Annotated in this window: 19 protein-coding genes and 1 riboswitch; of the genes, 10 read left to right on the plus strand and 9 right to left on the minus strand. The window is 59.5% G+C overall.

Annotation, left to right across the window (positions count from 1 at the left end; all coding sequences use genetic code 11):
* Positions 1-129 precede the first annotated feature (129 nt).
* A riboswitch (yybP-ykoY riboswitch) is annotated at positions 130-254 on the plus strand.
* 91 nt (positions 255-345) lie between these two features.
* Complete coding sequence (locus AC1RQB_RS26625; RefSeq protein ID WP_032830419.1) at positions 346-930, plus strand: TMEM165/GDT1 family protein; 585 nt, start codon at positions 346-348, stop codon at positions 928-930.
* Between the two features lie 151 nt (positions 931-1,081).
* Here AC1RQB_RS26625 and AC1RQB_RS26630 read toward each other — a convergent pair whose 3' ends face one another.
* On the minus strand, positions 1,082-1,900 hold the full coding sequence (locus tag AC1RQB_RS26630; protein WP_032830414.1) for a M48 family metallopeptidase: 819 nt from the start codon (positions 1,898-1,900) through the stop codon (positions 1,082-1,084).
* Positions 1,901-2,174: 274 nt separating this feature from the next.
* On the opposite strand from AC1RQB_RS26630, the gene AC1RQB_RS26635 reads away from it, so the two are divergent.
* On the plus strand, positions 2,175-4,316 hold the full coding sequence (locus AC1RQB_RS26635) for a methyl-accepting chemotaxis protein (protein ID WP_063342555.1): 2,142 nt from the start codon (positions 2,175-2,177) through the stop codon (positions 4,314-4,316).
* Positions 4,317-4,418: 102 nt separating this feature from the next.
* Here the strand turns inward: AC1RQB_RS26635 and AC1RQB_RS26640 are convergent, their stop codons facing one another.
* From AC1RQB_RS26640 to AC1RQB_RS26650, 3 genes are read right to left on the minus strand one after another with little or no spacing between them, the layout of a single operon-like run.
* A complete protein-coding gene (locus AC1RQB_RS26640; RefSeq protein WP_008072136.1) occupies positions 4,419-5,042 on the minus strand; it encodes an SOS response-associated peptidase in 624 nt (207 codons plus the stop codon).
* A 35-nt stretch (positions 5,043-5,077) separates the two neighbouring features.
* Positions 5,078-5,338: a putative signal transducing protein gene (locus tag AC1RQB_RS26645; RefSeq protein WP_063342554.1), complete on the minus strand. Its 261-nt coding sequence runs from the start codon at positions 5,336-5,338 to the stop codon at positions 5,078-5,080.
* 8 nt (positions 5,339-5,346) lie between these two features.
* Entirely contained in the window at positions 5,347-5,529 is a 183-nt protein-coding gene (locus AC1RQB_RS26650) for a CPXCG motif-containing cysteine-rich protein (protein ID WP_008014176.1), read from the minus strand.
* Positions 5,530-5,668: 139 nt separating this feature from the next.
* Between AC1RQB_RS26650 and AC1RQB_RS26655 the strand changes: the two genes are divergently transcribed.
* Positions 5,669-6,835 carry a 1-acyl-sn-glycerol-3-phosphate acyltransferase gene (locus AC1RQB_RS26655; protein ID WP_063342553.1) on the plus strand — a complete coding sequence of 389 codons (1,167 nt, stop codon included), beginning with the start codon at positions 5,669-5,671 and terminating at the stop codon, positions 6,833-6,835.
* A gap of 218 nt (positions 6,836-7,053) precedes the next feature.
* On the opposite strand, the gene AC1RQB_RS26660 is transcribed toward AC1RQB_RS26655, so the two are convergent.
* Positions 7,054-7,332, minus strand: a complete 279-nt coding sequence (locus AC1RQB_RS26660) for a hypothetical protein (protein ID WP_008072140.1) — start codon at positions 7,330-7,332, stop codon at positions 7,054-7,056.
* Between the two features lie 193 nt (positions 7,333-7,525).
* On the opposite strand from AC1RQB_RS26660, the gene AC1RQB_RS26665 reads away from it, so the two are divergent.
* Together AC1RQB_RS26665 and AC1RQB_RS26670 are read left to right on the plus strand one after the other, a co-directional pair.
* Positions 7,526-7,732 (plus strand): hypothetical protein, encoded by a 207-nt coding sequence (locus tag AC1RQB_RS26665; protein ID WP_007939788.1) that lies wholly within the window; start codon positions 7,526-7,528, stop codon positions 7,730-7,732.
* A gap of 328 nt (positions 7,733-8,060) precedes the next feature.
* Positions 8,061-8,438 carry a DUF6124 family protein gene (locus AC1RQB_RS26670; RefSeq protein ID WP_063342552.1) on the plus strand — a complete coding sequence of 126 codons (378 nt, stop codon included), beginning with the start codon at positions 8,061-8,063 and terminating at the stop codon, positions 8,436-8,438.
* A 237-nt stretch (positions 8,439-8,675) separates the two neighbouring features.
* Here AC1RQB_RS26670 and AC1RQB_RS26675 read toward each other — a convergent pair whose 3' ends face one another.
* The gene (locus AC1RQB_RS26675; RefSeq protein WP_007905851.1) at positions 8,676-9,260 is read right to left on the minus strand and encodes a YajG family lipoprotein; all 585 of its coding nucleotides are present in this window, start codon (positions 9,258-9,260) and stop codon (positions 8,676-8,678) included.
* 205 nt (positions 9,261-9,465) lie between these two features.
* Here AC1RQB_RS26675 and AC1RQB_RS26680 point away from each other — a divergent pair, with 205 nt between their 5' ends.
* Both AC1RQB_RS26680 and mqo read left to right on the plus strand, forming a co-directional pair.
* Positions 9,466-9,699 (plus strand): hypothetical protein, encoded by a 234-nt coding sequence (locus AC1RQB_RS26680; RefSeq protein WP_008012002.1) that lies wholly within the window; start codon positions 9,466-9,468, stop codon positions 9,697-9,699.
* Between the two features lie 741 nt (positions 9,700-10,440).
* On the plus strand, positions 10,441-11,949 hold the full coding sequence (gene mqo, locus AC1RQB_RS26685) for a malate dehydrogenase (quinone) (protein WP_063342551.1): 1,509 nt from the start codon (positions 10,441-10,443) through the stop codon (positions 11,947-11,949).
* Positions 11,950-12,121: 172 nt separating this feature from the next.
* On the opposite strand, the gene AC1RQB_RS26690 is transcribed toward mqo, so the two are convergent.
* Positions 12,122-12,409 (minus strand): PA4642 family protein, encoded by a 288-nt coding sequence (locus AC1RQB_RS26690; RefSeq protein ID WP_008074228.1) that lies wholly within the window; start codon positions 12,407-12,409, stop codon positions 12,122-12,124.
* A gap of 63 nt (positions 12,410-12,472) precedes the next feature.
* Entirely contained in the window at positions 12,473-12,958 is a 486-nt protein-coding gene (locus tag AC1RQB_RS26695) for a hypothetical protein (protein ID WP_063342550.1), read from the minus strand.
* 151 nt (positions 12,959-13,109) lie between these two features.
* Here AC1RQB_RS26695 and dauA point away from each other — a divergent pair, with 151 nt between their 5' ends.
* Complete coding sequence (gene dauA / locus AC1RQB_RS26700; protein ID WP_063342549.1) at positions 13,110-14,831, plus strand: C4-dicarboxylic acid transporter DauA; 1,722 nt, start codon at positions 13,110-13,112, stop codon at positions 14,829-14,831.
* Between the two features lie 100 nt (positions 14,832-14,931).
* Here the strand turns inward: dauA and AC1RQB_RS26705 are convergent, their stop codons facing one another.
* Entirely contained in the window at positions 14,932-15,489 is a 558-nt protein-coding gene (locus tag AC1RQB_RS26705) for a hypoxanthine-guanine phosphoribosyltransferase (RefSeq protein ID WP_008074226.1), read from the minus strand.
* Positions 15,490-15,665: 176 nt separating this feature from the next.
* Here AC1RQB_RS26705 and upp point away from each other — a divergent pair, with 176 nt between their 5' ends.
* Both upp and AC1RQB_RS26715 read left to right on the plus strand, forming a co-directional pair.
* Entirely contained in the window at positions 15,666-16,304 is a 639-nt protein-coding gene (gene upp, locus AC1RQB_RS26710; protein WP_007905839.1) for a uracil phosphoribosyltransferase, read from the plus strand.
* Between the two features lie 2 nt (positions 16,305-16,306).
* Positions 16,307-17,581: a uracil-xanthine permease family protein gene (locus AC1RQB_RS26715; protein ID WP_063342548.1), complete on the plus strand. Its 1,275-nt coding sequence runs from the start codon at positions 16,307-16,309 to the stop codon at positions 17,579-17,581.
* The last annotated feature ends 77 nt before the right edge of the window (positions 17,582-17,658 follow it).

Below are 17,658 nucleotides of genomic sequence, written 5' to 3' on the forward strand. Positions count from 1 at the left end.
CCCCCCCCCCCCCCCCCCCCCCCCCCCCCCCCCCCCCCCCCCCCCCCCCCCCCCCCCCCCGCTCCCACAGGTTCTGCAACCTGACTACCGACATTGGGGCTTGCCCAATCGGATTTGCCTAGGCAGAATCCGCTCCGTCCTAGGGGAGTAGTCTCCCACGAGCGCCATGCTCGTCCGGCATACGTCAACATACTTGGTCAAAAGACCATGGCGTATGCGACCCAAGCGTCCGCATCAGACGGATCGCAGGGTTTGACAAGACCTATGACACGAACACCTTACCCGGGGCGGGAAGGCTGTACGTGTCATAGCCGTGTCGACCCGCCCCTTAGGAAAACCCTGATGATGTTGGACTCTCTACTCGTTCCCACCGCAATCGTTGCCTTGGCCGAAATCGGCGACAAGACGCAACTGCTCGCGCTCATTCTTGCCGCCCGCTTTCGCAAACCCTGGCCGATCATCGCCGGCATCGTCGCCGCGACCCTGGCCAACCATGCGGCCGCCGGCGCGGTAGGCGCCTGGTTCGGCAGTTTCTTCTCGAATGCGACGTTGCACTGGATCCTCGCCGCGAGCTTTACCGCCACGGCCCTGTGGACGCTGGTGCCGGACAAGATGGACGAAGACGAAGCCAGCACCGCCCGCAAATTCGGGCCGTTCCTGACCACCCTGATTGCGTTCTTCCTCGCGGAAATGGGCGACAAGACCCAAGTTGCAACCGTGATGCTCGCTGCACAATACCCGGACCTGTGGCTGGTGATCATCGGCACAACCGCCGGGATGTTGATTGCTAACGTGCCGGTGGTACTGGCAGGTAATTTTGCGGCAGACAAACTGCCCTTGACCCTGATCCGTCGCCTGGCGGCGTCAGCGTTCCTGATCCTGGCGATTGTTGCGGTGTACAAGGCGATGCAGAGCAGTGGGTGGGTTTGACGCGGTAGGTCGTTAGACCGCGTTATCGTTCTTCGCGAGCAAGCCCGCTCCCACATTTGATCTTCAGTGTTCACAAATAATGTGTTCACAGAAAATCCCCTGTGGGAGCGGGCTTGCCCGCGAAGGCGTCAGCGGTATCAACACATATCTATCAGGATTTCGATGCTTTCTCGTACAACGGCATCACCTTCGGAATCGCCGCTTGCAAGGCAGCAATCCGACTGGTCGACGCCGGGTGAGTGCTCAAGAATTCTGGCGGTGCGCCATTCGAGGCTTTGCTCATTTTGTTCCACAGGGTGATCGCGGCGTTCGGGTTGTAACCGGCACGGGCCGCCAATTCGAGGCCGATCAGGTCTGCCTCATTTTCATTCTCGCGACTGTTGGGCAAGGTCATGCCGTATTTCGCCACGGTGTCCGCCAGAGCCAGGCCACCCTCGCCCAGGCCGAACAACGCGCCAGCACCCTGCTTGGCCATTTCGATACCGTAGGCCTTGGACATCGCTTCGCGACCGTGCTCGCGCAAGGCGTGAGCGATTTCATGGCCGATGATGGCGGCGATTTCGTCGTCGGTGAGTTGCAAGGTGTCGATCAGCCCGGTGTAGAAAAAGATCTTGCCGCCAGGCCCGCAGGAGGCATTCAGCTCGTCGCTCTTGATCAGGTTCACTTCCCATTGCCACTGGGCCGAATCCGGACGGAACACCGGCGCCTGGGCAATCAGGCGACTGGAGATCGCCTGGACGCGCTTGGCACTGTTACTGGTTTTGTCCAGCACGCCTTTGCTGCTCGCCTCCCCGACGGTCTTTTGATAAGACTGGGCGTACATCTGGTTGACCTCAGAGGTCGACAACATGCTGAACATGTATTGCTTGCGCTCAACGCCCACGGCCCCACCGCTAGTGGTGTTGACCGACTGACAACCGGCGAGCAGCAGACCTGCGCTCAGTGCACACAAAACCAATGTCTTATTCATCAAGAAGCTCCCTGGAAACATGCCGCGTATCCTAGGTGGGGATTTGTATCGGCGCCAGATACAACGGACGTGTAGCACGTACATTTCAGACAAAGCCCTTATCACCGTAGGAAAAATTTCACATAACAGTGCCCACAACGGCCGCTCACGGCCAGCAGTGATTCATTTGCGACATCCAGCACTCCAAAACAGCCAATTCGTCATGCATCGTTCATGACCTTCCAGCTTCCTGCCGATACAGCACCGCAGACGTCCTCTTGCGTGCGGAGCACCCATGAAATTCAAGTCGATCCAGTTTTCCGTTGCCGCCCTGGCCGGCGCCATTGTGCTCAGCGTCGTTGCAGCCCTGGTGCTGTATGCGCTGTTTTCCGGCGCCCGGACCCAAGACATGGTCCAGCAACGGACCCAGGCGCAGTTCGAACAAGTCATCGAACAACGCCTGACCTCGCTGGCGCAAACCCAGGTCAGCCAGATCCAGCGCGAACTCGAGGCACCGCTGCTGATCGCCGGTGGCCTGGTGCGGGTCAACGCGTTGATCGGTACCCCGGGCGCCGATGGTCAGCCACAGTTGAGCCTGAGCCGTGAGCAACTGATCAACTTGATCAAGGAAAACGTGGCTCGCAACCCGAAAATTCTCGGCACCTACATCGGCTGGGAAAAAAACGCACTCGACCACAACGATGCGGCCTACATCGACACTCCAGTAGTCGGTATCGACGCCAGCAACGGCCGTTTCCTGCCGTGGTGGTTCCGCAATGAAGACGGCAGCCTGGGCCTGGACAAACTGGTGGACGTCGACGACCAGAAAACCCTGTCCACCGGCGTACGCGCCAGCGAGTACTACCTGTGCTCCAAGGAAACCAAAAAATCCTGCGTGATCGATCCGGCGCCCTACAAGGTCGGCGACAAGATCGTCATGCTCGCCTCTTTCATTGAGCCGATCATGCTCAATGGCGTATTCCAGGGCATCGTCGGCGCCGACCTGTCAGTGAACTTCATCCAGGAAATGCTCCTGGGGGCGAATCAGAAACTGTACAGCGGCGCCGGTGAAATGGCCCTGATCGGCGGTAACGGCCGGATCGTCGCCTACACCAAAGACCCCAGCAAATTCGGCGAGAAAGTCAGCGACATCCTCGACAGCAAACAGATTGCCAACATGGCCAATCTCAAGCGCGGCGAAGTCACTTACACCGTCGACAAGGCCCAGGGCCGGATCGAGCTGTACCTGCCCTTCGGCATCGGCCAGACCGACGCCCGCTGGACCTTGATGCTGCAGCTGCCACTGAATGCGGTGATGGCGGACCTGCAAAAGCTTCAGGGTGATCTGGACGCACAGCGCAAATCCGACACCTTTGGCATGGCCATGGTCGGCCTGTTGATCGCGAGTATCGGTTTGCTGGTGATCTGGCTGGTGGGCCATGGCATTGCTCGCCCGCTCAAGCAAATGGTGGCGATGCTCGACGACATTGCCCAGGGCGAAGGCGACCTGACCCGTCGTCTGACCAGTGACCGCGCCGACGAATTGGGCTCGATCGCCAAAGGCTTCAACACCTTCCTCGCCAAGTTGCAGGCGATGATCACGCAAGTGGTGACGTCGGTGCAGAGCGTCAGTGATTCCTCGGAACACACCGCCGACATCGCCATCCGCACCAACATTGGTGTGCACAAACAAATGGCCGAGATCGATCAGGTCGCGACCGCCGTGCATGAAATGACCGCCACCGCCCAGGACGTGGCACGCAACGCCACCCAGGCCGCGCAAGCCGCCAGCCATGCGGATCAGGCAGCGGCGCAAGGCATGCAAATCGTCCGGGATACGTCGAATTCGATTGGCGTTTTGGCGGTGGAAATCGGCAAGGCCGTCGGCGTGGTGCAGACCCTGGCCAAGGACAGCGAAAACATCAACGCGATCCTGACGGCCATTCGCGGTATCGCCGAGCAGACCAACCTGCTGGCCTTGAACGCGGCCATCGAAGCCGCCCGTGCCGGTGAGCAAGGTCGTGGGTTTGCAGTGGTGGCCGATGAAGTGCGCAACCTGGCGCAGAAAACCCAGAAGGCCACTGAGGAAATCCAGACCATGATCCAGCATCTGCAGCAAGGCACCCGCGATGTGGTGCGGGTCATGGAAGACAGCCAGAACCGCACCGACGAAAGTGTGCAACACGCGGCGAAAGCGGCCGAGGCGCTGGAAACAATTACCCAGGCGGTGTCGGTGATCAACGACATGAACACCCAGATCGCCAGCGCCGCCGAGGAACAGAGCGCGGTGGCGGACGACATCAACCGTAACGTGATCAACATCGGGCAAGTGGCCAATGAAGTGGCCGGCGGAGCGGATGAATCGAGCGCGGCCAGTGCGGATTTGACCAAGTTGGCGGAACAGCAGCGGCGGTTGATCAATCAGTTCAAGGTTTGATCCGAAGGCCTCTTCGCGGGCAAGCCTCGCACAGGTTTTGTGAACACCATAAATCCCTGTGGGAGCGGGCTTGCCCGCGATGACGTCAACCCAGACAACAGATCAACCCGGAGTCAAACACTCCGGCCCATTAAGCTTCGGATCATTCACCAGATTCGCCAGCACCCGCTCGCGCAACGCCGCGGGCTCACTGGCCAGCAACGCCTGCAAGGCATGCAACGGCGTTTCGGGGTCGAGCCAGGCTTGCTGCCCCGCCGCATCGAGAATCAACGGTCGACGTTGACTCGAGGCCGGCTGGGTGATCACCGCCGTACTCAACCACACCTGCTCCTGCACCGGATACGCCTCCCAGATCGCCGCGAAGAACAGCGCCGAGCCCTCCCCCGGGGTCAGCCAGTACGGACGTTTGCGGGTAGTGCCGCGCCATTCATAGAAACCATTGGCTGGTAGCAGGCAACGACGCAGGCGCAAGGCTTCGCGAAACATCGGCTGTTCGGCAACGGTTTCGGCGCGGGCATGGGCCGGGGTGCGGGACAGGTCGGTCAGCCACGGCGGCGTCAGGCCCCAGCGGGCGCGGGCCAACTCACGTTGCCCGTCTGCGCCGGCACGCAGCATTAACACCGAATCGTTGGGGGAGATATTCCACTGGGCCTGCTGATCGGCGGGGAATCCGGGCAGGGCCGCGAAGGCGGGGTTCCAGCGAAACAGGGCATAACGTCCACACATGGGGCAATACGACTCTTGATCAAACGAACGTCAGCCTAACAGACCAGCGTGCCGGGAAAACTCTCCGGCTCATCGCCGGACAGCGGCAGCGCGGCATTGTACGCGGTGATCAGCTCCCGGGCGTATTCGGCCTGGTCGTTATCGACCGATAAACCCAACAGGCCGAACATCGGCAATTCCCCGGTGCCGCCGATCAAATCCCGGCCTGCCAGATGCGCCTCGATACCCTCACTGGCGAGCATGCTTTGAAGCAGTTCGCCTTCCATGAGATTTTCCGGCTCGTAGATTCGCTGCATTCGCGCCCTCACTCGTCTTCGCTGTAAACCTCGAGCATCCATTCCAAACCATCGGTTTCGAGATGAAACCTGATCGGCCGACAACAGACCGGACAGTCTTCAATATATTCCTGATCGCCACCGGACAAATCCAGAACCGCCTCGGATTCCTCACCGCAATACGGGCATTCATAGCGCTCTGTTTCCAGCATCGCGGTCTCCCAAGTGACTTGTGCGTATAATCGCCGGTCTATTTGCAGGGCTATTTTCGTCTGGCTAACTTTTCAGACCGTGCCCCGTTGGTTTTCGATCAAAACCTTTACTTACCCTAGCCGTTTCTAACAAGAGAGCATGATGGGCGAATTCGATGCCATCCGACCTTACGACGACAGCGAAGTCCCGGCAGTGCTGAACCGGCTGCTCGGCGACAAGGCGTTTCTAGATATCCTCATCCACTTCCGCTTCCCGCGCTATGCCGGTGCCTTCGGCTGGATGCTCAAACCTCTTATAGCTCATCGACTGCGCCGTGAGTTCGCCGGCGTCAACTCGGTGGCCACCTTGCAGGACAAAGTCGAGTTTTACGTCGACCACACCATCGAGCGTGCCACGGACGGTGTGACGTACACCGGCGTGGAGCAATTCAAGTCCGGCAGCGCCTACCTGTTCATCGCCAACCACCGCGACATCGTGATGGACCCGGCCTTCGTCAACTACGCCGTGTACCACGCCGGCCTGCCTACCCCGCGCATTGCCATTGGCGACAACTTGCTGCAAAAGCCTTTTGTCAGCGATTTGATGCGCCTGAACAAGAGCTTCATCGTGCACCGCTCGATCACCGGTCGCCGGGAAAAAATGGCGGCGTATCAGCTGTTGTCGGCGTACATCAACCACTCGATCCGCAACGACTGCGCCTCGATCTGGATCGCCCAGGCTGAAGGCCGGGCCAAAGACGGCGACGACCGCACCGAGTCGGCGATCCTCAAGATGTTCCACATGAGCCGCAAGGACGAGCCGTTCGGCGAAGTCATCCGCTCGCTGAACCTCACCCCGGTGTCGATCAGCTACGAATACGACCCGTGCGACCAGGCCAAGGCGCGCGAGCTGTACATCCGCGCCACCACCGGCAGCTACACCAAGGTGCCGGGCGAGGATGACGTGAGCATCGCCAAAGGTATCACCGGTTACAAAGGCCGGGTCCATGTGAACTTCGCCGCGCCGATCACCGAATTGTTCGAAGATACCAAGCAATTGGCGATCGAAATGGACAAGCAGATTCTTGGTGGTTACCGGTTGTTCCCGGTGCACTACCTGGCCTATGCGCAGTGGAAGGACGCCGACCCGCAATTGCCGGTGCCGAAAGCGGCCGAGGTGTTTGCGGCGGACGAACTGGCCAAGGCTCAGGAAGAATGGCAGCGCCGGCTGGAGGCTTGCCCTGAGGAGCATCGTCCGTTCCTGGTGCTGCAATATGCGACGCCGGTGCGCAATCAGTATCGGGTCAAGGCCGGGTTGCCGCTGTAAGGCAATGGCTGGAAATGACAACGGCGCCTTCGGGCGCCGTTTTTGTTTGTCTTGATGCGACAGGACAGTCAGGCACTGTACTTGCTCCCGCCCGGCTGCGCAGCAGTCATAAAGTCAGCGCTCGCGGTGCATCTGACACTACCAGGGTGACTGGTTTGGGGCCGCTTCGCAGCCCAGCGGGAGCAAGCTCCCTCGCCACAGGGTCTTGTGTCAGATTTTCAGACGCGAGTACTGATCCACGACACCAGCAACGCCATCCCGAGGCAGGCGAAACCGAAGCGGTAGAAAAACCGGTTCATGCGCAGGGTCGCCCAATCCAGTGTTGGCTCTTCGCTGGGACGACTTTGGCGCTGCGCCTCGATACTGGCCAGGGCGCGCTGTTCGCGGCGACGGGTGGCGTGCAGCAACCAGCCGCCCGGGAAGGCGAACAGCAAGGCCAGCAAATTGATCAATTTGGCGGGATGAGCAGTAAGAAGCGAAATCAATTGCAGCGACATCACAAACCTCAGGCAAACCGGTGTAGCAGACGCCGGACCGACGACCACGGCGCGGATTCTACCGAAACTGCCCCAACCTGCCCCGGCTTTCCGACAAATAACGAAACCATTTAGCCGATTGCTGTCCTGTGTCATGGCACCGTCATCTGAATCCGCCAGTCTGTCGCCCCTCGAAACCGACACGGACTCCGTCATGCTCCACGCCGAAAACCAGGACCGCCTCTACCTCATTGCCCAAAGCGACGAACAACAAACCTTAGTCGGCAGCCTCGCCTTCAACGTTCAGGACCGGCATTGGCTGGTGTATTGCGCGCTGGGTGGGCATCAACATGCGGATTTGCCGGAAACGGATTTGCTGACGGGGGTGAGCGTGCTGGATTTTTATTCGGAGGCGGCTTGAGCGTCCTACAAGCGCAGTGATTGAAACGGAAGATTCCGACAGGTTTTGAAGGTTGTCGCTCGGAAATGGGGTGGATAGGCTTTGGGGGTCGCTGCACATCAGCGACCGGGCGTCGCAGTCCGTTCAGTTCAGCTCATTTGGTGCATAATCGCCGGCCCAAACCGGAGCGCTTCGGTGCTAGTCGTTTGGTTTAATGGTGGCTGTGCGCGGGATACCTTCGGGTATGCCGGGTTTCCGAATGGCTCGGTCTGCGACCCCGCGTACAGCTGCCTCCTTCAATCGCGTCGCAGCGATCGTGGCAGCTAAACCTTTCATTCGGAGCGTCACCATGTTCAAAGCCACACCCAATCCTCCAGAAACCGAGAACGTTTCGCCCTACGAATCCAACGATTCAAAAAAATTCCACGACGCCGCCAACCGCGCACTCGATCACTACCTCAACCCCTCCGCCCTCAAATCCCCCGTGGCCCGCAAACCGAGCACGATGTATATGGTTGCACCGGATATCAAAGACGAAGACCTGTTGGCCCACACCTGTGAATCGTTGGCCCAGGCCAGTGTGATGGCGAGTGATTTTGCGGGGTATCTGGAAGGGCCGCATCGGTATACGGCGATGGCGATTCAACAGATCGTCATGCTGGCAGAACTGGCGGTGAACCGGATGCTGGATAACGTCGCCATACCAAAACCTGCGCCGCACAGCTGATCCCCTGTAGGAGCGAGGCTTGCCCGCGAAGGCTTTCTCACATACAACATTGATGTCGCCTGTCACGCCGCCATCGCGAGCAGGCTCGCTCCCACATTTGAATCGTGTACATCTGCGAGAGATTGGCCGGCTGTCAGGCTGCCTTCGCGGGCAAGCCCGCTCTCACAATGAATCTGCGGACACAAAAAAACCCGGCGCCATCACTGACACCGGGTTCTTTAAACAAGAAGCAAACCGTTACTCGGCAAGCACCTGACCAATCGTCGGGTCCTTGAACAAGCGGGTCAACGCATCACTCAACACATCACTGACCAGCTTGGTATTGGTTTCCTGATTCGGCGCCATGCCAAAACGCTGATCGAGCGACGCGCCGTAGCGACCGCTGTAACGACGGTTGGCATTCTGCACATCCGAACGGAACGTCGCGCCAATCGTTGCCTCAGTCACATACAGGCCTTCCTTGGGCGACTGATACTTAAGCTCGGCCAGGGTCACCGTCAATTGCGGTGCATTCAGCGCATTGGCCGTCGGGGTAAAGCCCAGCAAGCGCACGGCCGCTTCAGCCTGAGCCTGCAACTTCGGCAGAATCTGCGCGCCCTGCACGGTGATTGCACTGGTCTCCGGATACAGACCACCACGAGTCCCCAGCGTTGGCGACGGACGACCGTCCACCACACGCACCACCACCGGCTGGCCACGGCCGACCGGCGCCAGCTGAGCTGTCAGCTTGGGTTCCGGGTTCAGTTGTTGCGGGCTGTGGGCGCAGCCGACGAGGGTCAAACTGGTCACAGTAATCAAACCGAACAACAGGCGTTGCAACATGCTCTTCTCTCCAGAATCAGGCACAAACAGGCCCGCAGTATAGCGGTGCGCCACTGCGGCGAACTAGCTTCGCACAACGATTACTGAAATCTCTGACAAACACGGCGCAGCGCGGTTCCTGTCACACATCTGTCACCGACCTTACACATGCACGTCATGGCTCACTGGCAACCTTCACAGCAGTCACCCCACAAGGTACTTTGCCATGCGTTTTCTCATCTCAATGTTCGCGCCACGTCCACTGCATCGCTGTTTTGCCCTGCTCGACCGCGATGGCCGCTGCCAGGCGTTCAAACAGTGCAGCCTCCAGCCCATGGGCGATGGCTGGGTCGAAATCGAAGAAATCCGCCTCAACTGGCTGCACCATCCCCTGCCCGCCAGCGCCCGTGTCAGCCAGCGCCAGCCACGTGCGCGGGCACAACAACTGTTGACCACCTGACCGGACGCCTAATAAAAGTCATTAAACACGACCATTTCCCTGCGTTTCTTAGATACAATCTCCCCCCGATTATAAGGACGTCTCCTGATCGGGCCTCGCAGCATCGTCAATGCCTCGGTATTGACACCCCCGCACCGCCCACAGAGAGCCGCCCACACAGATCGAGTGAAGCTGGCGCGCTTGCTGTTCCCTAAGCAAAAACACCACTTTTCGCGAATCTGCAGAGCTGTCATTACGCTCGGTTACTGAGCTATTTGCCCGTTTTGCCTGTCATGTACCCCATGGCGGCAATCCATCCGGGCACAGTGCCAGGCTGGGACAGCCCTTTTTTGAGGTTCACGTCTTCAAAAGAGCGTGAAAAAAACGGGTTTTCACAACTTCACAAGAGTGTGGCGAGCAAATGAATAGTTTTGCGTCTGAACATGCACCATTAGCGTCTACAACAGCCCAACGACACAGGACCGAGTATTCCTTGAACACCGGAGCCTGAAGCCTGTCCGCTACGGATTTGGTTGCACAAACGGATGTCTCGACCATAAGTCGAATTGCCAGCTGCGTGCCGAAATGAGTTCATGTGACTCTTGAAGCCAGGCCGCATGCATCCGTCGAAGTTGCAAAAAATTGCGAAGATTCGGACATGGCGATCCTGGCCATGGGTACCTGGGGCATCACTGACATCGCCCCGGAACGCCTGGCAGCTATGCCGACAATTTGGTGCTGCAGATTTTGGAGACGCGTTAAATGGCGCATAACGAAGCAGTCGACGTAGTACTGGTTGGGGCCGGCATCATGAGTGCCACCCTTGCGGTACTGCTCAAAGAGCTCGACCCCGCGATCAAGCTGGAAGTCGTCGAGCTGATGGATTCCGGTGCCGCGGAGAGTTCCAATCCGTGGAACAACGCCGGTACCGGTCACGCCGGGCTGTGTGAGCTGAACTACACGCCGCAGGCCGCCGACGGCACCGTCGACATCAAGAAAGCCGTGCATATCAACACCCAGTTCGAGGTGTCGAAGCAGTTCTGGTCCTACCTGACCAAGAAAGGCACGTTCGGCTCGTGCAAGTCGTTCATCAGCCCGGTGCCGCACCTGAGCTTCGTGCAGGGCGACGACGGCGTCTCCTTCCTCAAGGAACGTTTCAAGACGCTGAGCAAACATCACGCCTTCTCGGACATGGAATACACCGAAGACAAGGCCAAAATGGCCGAGTGGATGCCGTTGATGATGCCGGGCCGCCCGGCTGACGAAGTCGTCGCCGCCACCCGCGTGATGAACGGTACCGACGTCAACTTCGGCGCCCTGACCAACCAATTGCTCACGCACCTGACCAGCGCACCCGATGCCCAGGTCAAGTACTGCAAGCGCGTCACCGGCCTGAAGCGCAACAACGGCGGCTGGACCGTCAGCATCAAGGACGTCAATACCGGCAACAGCCGTGATGTTGACGCCAAGTTCGTGTTCCTCGGCGCTGGCGGGGCGGCACTGCCGCTGTTGCAAGCCTCGGGCATCGAAGAAAGCAAAGGCTTCGGCGGCTTCCCGATCAGCGGCCAATGGCTGCGTTGCGACAACCCGGAGGTGGTCAAGCACCATCAGGCCAAGGTCTACAGCCAGGCGGCGGTCGGTTCGCCACCGATGTCCGTGCCGCACCTGGACACCCGAGTGGTCGACGGCAAGAAGTCCCTGCTGTTCGGGCCTTACGCCGGTTTCACCACCAAGTTCCTCAAGCATGGCTCGTTCATGGACCTGCCAATGTCAGTCCGCGCCGGCAACATCGGCCCGATGCTGGCCGTGGCCAAAAACAACATGGACCTGACCAAGTACCTGGTCAGCGAAGTGATGCAGTCGATGGAACAGCGCCTGGAATCCCTGCGTCGTTTCTACCCTGAAGCGAAAGCCGAAGACTGGCGCCTGGAAGTGGCCGGTCAACGGGTGCAGATCATCAAGAAAGACCCGAAGAAAGGCGGCGTTCTGCAGTTCGGTACCGAACTGGTCGCAGCCAAGGACGGTTCGCTTGCGGCCCTGCTCGGCGCCTCGCCAGGCGCTTCGGTGACTGTTTCGATCATGCTTGAGCTGATCGAAAAATGCTTCCCGAACAAAGCCTCCGGTGAATGGGCTGCCAAACTGGCGGAAATTTTCCCGGCTCGGGAAAAAGTCCTGGAAACCGACGCTGCGCTGTATCGCAAGATCAATGCGCACAACAACGTCGCGCTGGAACTGGTTGAAGCCAGTAACGAGACCGAAAGCTACGCTTGATTCGGCGGCATAAAAAACGCCCCGTCCTCATTGAAGGCGGGGCGTTTTTTTTGTGCCGCTGAAAAGATCGCAGCCTCGCTTCGCTCGACAGCTCCTACAGGTATGAGCGAACTATTTGTAGGAGCTGTCGAGCGAAGCGAGGCTGCGATCTTTTGATCCTGATCTTTTGATCTTAACCGCGAGCCTTGTCGATCAACTCGATGTATTCGGCCGCGTTGCGCTGATCCTTGATCAGGGCAACGAAGTCATTGCCGTGCACATCCTTGCCATCCAGGTCCAGACCAGCTTCAACAAAGAACGTCAGAAAACGCTCGAAGTCATCGATGCGCAGGCCACGGTAAGCCTTGATCAGTTTGTGCAGCGACGGTGAAGTGGCGTCGACCGGCTCAAAATCGAGGAACAGCTTGATCTGTGCATCGCCGATCTCGTCACCAATCACTTGCTTCTTATCTTTACGCATTGCCGACTCCAGCTCGCAGACATTTCACGGGGCGGGCAGTTTACCCCTGCCCGGGCGTAAGGCTCAACGCGGACGAACGCTGCCAGTGTGCAGATCGGCCCAGATATGGCCGTTGGCGTAGCTGAGGAACTGGCAATACACCGTGTCGTTGCGCAACAAGTCGATTACCACCCGGTACTGGGTCATTGGGTAGAAGAGCGTCAGGGTTTTGCTTTTTTCGTCGTAGATCGGCTTCTTCAGGCTTTTGCTTTCGCCATCGAAGTTGACCAGCACCTGGCTGATGGTCGCGCCCTTGTTCAAGGATTTGCCCTTGAGGCGGATCAGCAATGGCGATGTGACCGGGATCGGCTGTTGGTTGGACTGGCGCTGGCTGCCGATCACCACCGAATACTCGGTAACCTGCAACAGTTGCTGCTGCTCGGGCTCAGCGTCACGCAGGGTCAGGTCGTCCGGGGGCAAAAACTGTGAATGCATCGGCGACGGGGCTGCGGCCAGGGGCAGGCTGAGGGTCAGCAACAGGGCGGCGCAGCTGCGGATCAAAAGGCTCATGACAAGCTCCGGGGGCGGGGCCAAGCACTCTAGCATGAGGATCTACCCGGCGAATAACCGATCCAGGTCAATACTCTGGAAGACAAGGCTGGGCATACTGAAAGAGCTTTCAGCCCCATTTCGACAGTGCACCCTCTGTTGTGGAGTACCCATGTCATTCTCCATGCCCCCGTTATTCGCCGCCTGGCGTCAGACTTGGCGCGCAGGTTATAGCCTCAGACGTTTGCGCGGCGATATCAGCGCCGGGGTGACGGTCGGGATTATCGCCATCCCTCTGGCCATGGCCCTGGCGATTGCGGTGGGGGTAGCGCCCCAGCAAGGTCTGTATACGGTGCTGATCGCCGCACCCCTGATCGCCCTGACGGGAGGCTCGCGCTTCAATGTCAGCGGGCCGACAGCCGCATTCGTGGTGATACTGCTGCCGATCACCCAACAATATGGTCTGGGTGGCCTGCTGCTTTGCACCATGCTCGCCGGGGCAATCCTGATTGCCTTGGGGCTGATTCGGGCCGGACGGCTGATTCAGTACATCCCTTACCCAGTGACCTTGGGCTTTACCGCCGGGATCGGCATTGTCATCGCCACCCTTCAATTAAAGGATTTGTTGGGCCTGAGTACCACCGGGCATGCCGAACATTACATCGAGCAATTAGGCGGGCTGCTCCAGGCGTTACCCAGCGCTCGTCTGGGGGACGGGATCATCGGTGTCATGTGCCTGGCGGTGCTGATCGTCTGGCCGCGTTTTGTGCCGAGGATTCCGGGGCATCTGGTGGCGCTGGCCGTCGGCGCATTGCTGGGGGTGGCACTGGAAAGCGGCGGGTTAGCGGTTGCGACGCTGGGGGAGCGCTTCAGCTATATCGTCGATGGCGTCAGCCATCCCGGCATACCGCCATTTCTGCCGAGCTTCGACTGGCCGTGGAATCTGCCGGGGCCCTACGGCCAGCCGCTGCACCTGTCTTACGACCTGATCCGCCAATTAATGGCGCCAGCCTTTGCCATCGCCATGCTCGGTGCCATCGAATCATTGTTGTGCGCGGTGGTGGCCGACGGCATGACGGGCAGCAAACACGACCCTAACGCCGAACTTCTGGGTCAAGGCCTGGGCAATCTGGTCGCACCGCTGTTCGGCGGCATTACCGCCACCGCGGCAATCGCCCGCAGCGCCACCAACGTGCGCAGCGGAGCGTTTTCGCCATTGGCGGCGATTATCCACAGTGCGGTGGTGTTGCTGGCGATACTCGCCCTCGCGCCCCTGTTCAGCTACTTGCCGATGGCGGCGCTGGCGGCATTGCTGGTGATGGTGGCGTGGAACATGAGCGAAGCCCGGCACGTCGTGCACACCTTGCGCATTGCACCGCGCAGCGATGTGCTGGTCTTGCTGACCTGCCTGAGCCTGACGGTGCTGTTCGACATGGTGCTGGCCGTCGCCGTCGGCCTGCTGCTGGCCGCCGGTTTGTTCATCAAACGCATGAGCGACCTCACGGACACCGCCGAACTGCCTCGCGAGTTCCATCAAGCCTTAGAGGATATGCCGGAGCATGTTCGTTGCTATGCGATACGCGGGCCGCTGTTTTTCGGTGCTGCGGAAAAAGCCCTGGGCGTACTGCGCAAATTCAGCCCGGAGGTCAAAGTGGTGATTGTCGAGATGAGTGCCGTGCCCATGCTGGACATGACGGCGTTGGCGGCCTTCGACAATATCCTCAGGGATTACCGCACCGACGGCATCGGCCTGATTCTGGTCGGAACCGCTCCACGGGTACGCCTGAAACTCAGGCGCGCGGGCATCCATCGGGAACAGAGACAGTTGGCCTACGTGAATAATCTGGAACAGGCTCGACGCAAAAGCGAACGCTGGCTCGTCGGACAGGGCTGAGCGCGCAGTTCAAGCAAGCTGCGCACGCATCCCGATGTGAGGCCTTGCATTCAAGCCTCAACATACCTGGCGGCCAATCGCCCCCAGACAATCATCCTGTTTACATGCCTTTAACGGCAAAAATCCCGTTGGCGTTACGCCAGTAGCCTTTGTAGTCCATGCCGTAACCGAAGATGTAACGGTCGATGCACGGCAGGCCGACGAAATCGGCTTTCAGGTCCGGGCGAGCCTTGCGGTCGTGGTCCTTGTCGATCAGCACGGCGGTGTGCACTTTGCGGGCACCGGCGTGTTTGCAGAAGTCGATGATCGCGCCCAGGGTATGACCCTCGTCGAGGATGTCGTCGATGATCAGCACGTCACGGTCGATGAACGAAACTTCCGGCTTGGCTTTCCAGAACAGCTCGCCGCCGCTGGTTTCGTTGCGATAGCGAGTGGCGTGCAGGTAGGACGCTTCCAGCGGGAATTGCAGATGGGTGAGCAGCTTGCCGGCGAAAATCAGGCCGCCGTTCATCACACAGAACACCACCGGATTGCTTTCAGCCAGTTGTTCGTTGATGTGTGCACCGACGCGGGCGATGGCCGCCTCGACTTCAGCTTCGGTGTACAGGCAGTCAGCCTCTCGCATGATTTGACGGATATGCTCGAGATCAGCGGACATGGCGCTCTCCAAGGGGTTTGAGGGGGAGGGACGGATTCGGAAAAGCGGGCAAAGGTACGCATCAAGCGAGGCCAGATCAAGCGTTTGTGGACTAACGTTCTGTATGTCTATAGGACAACACCCTCGGATAGATTAATCTAGGCCGGTTTTTTTGCCCGCCGCCGGAGCCTTTCCCCATGCCCATCCTTGAGATCCGCCATCCGCTGATCCGTCATAAACTTGGCCTTATGCGCCGCGCCGACATTAGCACGAAGAATTTCCGTGAGCTCGCTCAGGAAGTCGGTGCCCTGCTGACCTATGAAGCCACCAAAGACCTGCCGCTGGAAAGCTACGACATCGAAGGCTGGTGCGGCACGGTGTCGGTCGAGAAAATCGCCGGCAAGAAGATTACCGTGGTGCCGATCCTGCGTGCCGGTATCGGCATGCTCGAAGGCGTGCTCAGCCTGATCCCGGGCGCCAAAGTCAGCGCCGTGGGCGTGGCCCGCAACGAGGAAACCCTCGAAGCCCACACCTACCTTGAGAAACTGGTACCGGAAATCGACGAGCGTCTGGCGATGATCATCGACCCGATGCTCGCCACTGGTGGCTCGATGGTCGCCACTATCGACCTGCTGAAAAAGGCCGGTTGCAAGGACATCCGCGCGATGGTCCTGGTGGCTGCCCCTGAAGGCATCGCCGCTGTAGGCAAAGCTCACCCGGACGTGATGATCTACACCGCCTCCATTGACGAAAAACTCAACGAACACGGTTACATCATCCCAGGCTTGGGCGATGCCGGTGACAAGATCTTCGGCACCAAGCAGAAGGACGCTTGAGCATGCAGCAAGAGTTCAACGATCCGCTCTGGCGCACGGTGCTGTCGGGTGCACAGATGCTGTTCGTGGCCTTTGGCGCGCTGGTGTTGATGCCGTTGATCACCGGCCTCGACCCGAACGTGGCGCTGTTCACCGCAGGTTTGGGGACGATTCTGTTCCAGATCGTCACCGGGCGTCAGGTGCCGGTGTTCCTGGCATCGAGCTTCGCCTTCATCACGCCGATCATTCTCGCCAAGGGCCAGTTTGGCCTGGCGGCGACCATGGGCGGGGTGATGGCGGCCGGTTTCGTCTACACCTTCCTCGGCCTTGCCGTGAAGATCAAAGGCACCGGGTTCATCGACCGCCTGCTGCCACCGGTGGTGATTGGCCCGGTGATCATCTCCATCGGCCTGGCCATGGCACCGATCGCCGCCAACATGGCGATGGGCAAGGCTGGCGATGGCACTGAACTGATTCCTTACCAGACAGCGATGTTGATCTCGATGCCGGCGCTGCTGACCACCCTGATCGTCGCGGTGTTCGGCAAAGGCATTTTCCGCCTGGTGCCGATCATCTCCGGTGTATTGGTGGGTTTTGCCATGGCGTTCTATTTCGGCGTGGTCGACACCGCAAAGATTGCTGCTGCACCGTGGTTTGCGATTCCACAGTTCACGGCGCCGGAATTCAACTGGCAGGCGATTCTGTTCATCGTTCCGGTAGCCCTGGCGCCGGCGATCGAGCACATCGGCGGCGTGATTGCAGTGGGTAGCGTGACGGGGCGCGATTATTTGAAGAAGCCCGGCCTGCACCGCACATTGCTCGGCGATGGCATTGCCACCACCGCGGCCGGTCTGTTCGGCGGCCCGCCCAACACCACCTACGCCGAAGTGACTGGCGCGGTGATGCTGACCAAGAACTACAACCCCAAAATCATGACTTGGGCGGCGATCTTCGCAATCAGCCTGGCGTTCATCGGCAAGTTCGGCGCCCTGCTGCAAAGCATCCCGGTGCCGGTGATGGGCGGGATTCTCTGCCTGTTGTTCGGTTCAATTGCTGCGGTGGGGATGAACACCATGATTCGCCACAAGATCGACCTAGGCGAAGCACGCAATCTGGTGATTGTCTCGGTGACGCTGGTGTTCGGGATTGGCGGAGTGCTGATCGGCACCGGTACAGGCCCGGACGATTTCGGCCTCAAAGGCATCGCGCTGTGCGCGGTGGTGGCGATTGCGCTGAACCTGTTGCTGCCGGGCCATGACAGCTGGAAGCACAAGAAGGTGGAAGAGCCGCTGATCTAAGCAGGTCTCAAGAACGCCATCGCGGGCAAGCCCGCTCCCACAAGGTCAGCGCAAAACCTGTGGGAGCGGGCTTGCCC

The organism is Pseudomonas sp. GW822-FHT02E03, from assembly GCF_058802325.1.

Coding starts and splice junctions, on each gene's coding strand:
- AC1RQB_RS26675 (WP_007905851.1), bottom strand. CDS start 9,260: ATGTTGCAACGCCTGTTGTTCGGTTTGATTACTGTGACCAGTTTGACC.
- AC1RQB_RS26665 (WP_007939788.1), top strand. CDS start 7,526: ATGCTCCACGCCGAAAACCAGGACCGCCTCTACCTCATTGCCCAAAGC.
- AC1RQB_RS26690 (WP_008074228.1), bottom strand. CDS start 12,409: ATGCGTAAAGATAAGAAGCAAGTGATTGGTGACGAGATCGGCGATGCA.
- AC1RQB_RS26680 (WP_008012002.1), top strand. CDS start 9,466: ATGCGTTTTCTCATCTCAATGTTCGCGCCACGTCCACTGCATCGCTGT.
- AC1RQB_RS26670 (WP_063342552.1), top strand. CDS start 8,061: ATGTTCAAAGCCACACCCAATCCTCCAGAAACCGAGAACGTTTCGCCC.
- AC1RQB_RS26630 (WP_032830414.1), bottom strand. CDS start 1,900: ATGAATAAGACATTGGTTTTGTGTGCACTGAGCGCAGGTCTGCTGCTC.
- AC1RQB_RS26625 (WP_032830419.1), top strand. CDS start 346: ATGTTGGACTCTCTACTCGTTCCCACCGCAATCGTTGCCTTGGCCGAA.
- AC1RQB_RS26635 (WP_063342555.1), top strand. CDS start 2,175: ATGAAATTCAAGTCGATCCAGTTTTCCGTTGCCGCCCTGGCCGGCGCC.
- AC1RQB_RS26655 (WP_063342553.1), top strand. CDS start 5,669: ATGATGGGCGAATTCGATGCCATCCGACCTTACGACGACAGCGAAGTC.
- upp (WP_007905839.1), top strand. CDS start 15,666: ATGCCCATCCTTGAGATCCGCCATCCGCTGATCCGTCATAAACTTGGC.
- mqo (WP_063342551.1), top strand. CDS start 10,441: ATGGCGCATAACGAAGCAGTCGACGTAGTACTGGTTGGGGCCGGCATC.
- AC1RQB_RS26705 (WP_008074226.1), bottom strand. CDS start 15,489: ATGTCCGCTGATCTCGAGCATATCCGTCAAATCATGCGAGAGGCTGAC.
- dauA (WP_063342549.1), top strand. CDS start 13,110: ATGTCATTCTCCATGCCCCCGTTATTCGCCGCCTGGCGTCAGACTTGG.
- AC1RQB_RS26715 (WP_063342548.1), top strand. CDS start 16,307: ATGCAGCAAGAGTTCAACGATCCGCTCTGGCGCACGGTGCTGTCGGGT.
- AC1RQB_RS26695 (WP_063342550.1), bottom strand. CDS start 12,958: ATGAGCCTTTTGATCCGCAGCTGCGCCGCCCTGTTGCTGACCCTCAGC.
- AC1RQB_RS26650 (WP_008014176.1), bottom strand. CDS start 5,529: ATGCTGGAAACAGAGCGCTATGAATGCCCGTATTGCGGTGAGGAATCC.
- AC1RQB_RS26660 (WP_008072140.1), bottom strand. CDS start 7,332: ATGTCGCTGCAATTGATTTCGCTTCTTACTGCTCATCCCGCCAAATTG.
- AC1RQB_RS26640 (WP_008072136.1), bottom strand. CDS start 5,042: ATGTGTGGACGTTATGCCCTGTTTCGCTGGAACCCCGCCTTCGCGGCC.
- AC1RQB_RS26645 (WP_063342554.1), bottom strand. CDS start 5,338: ATGCAGCGAATCTACGAGCCGGAAAATCTCATGGAAGGCGAACTGCTT.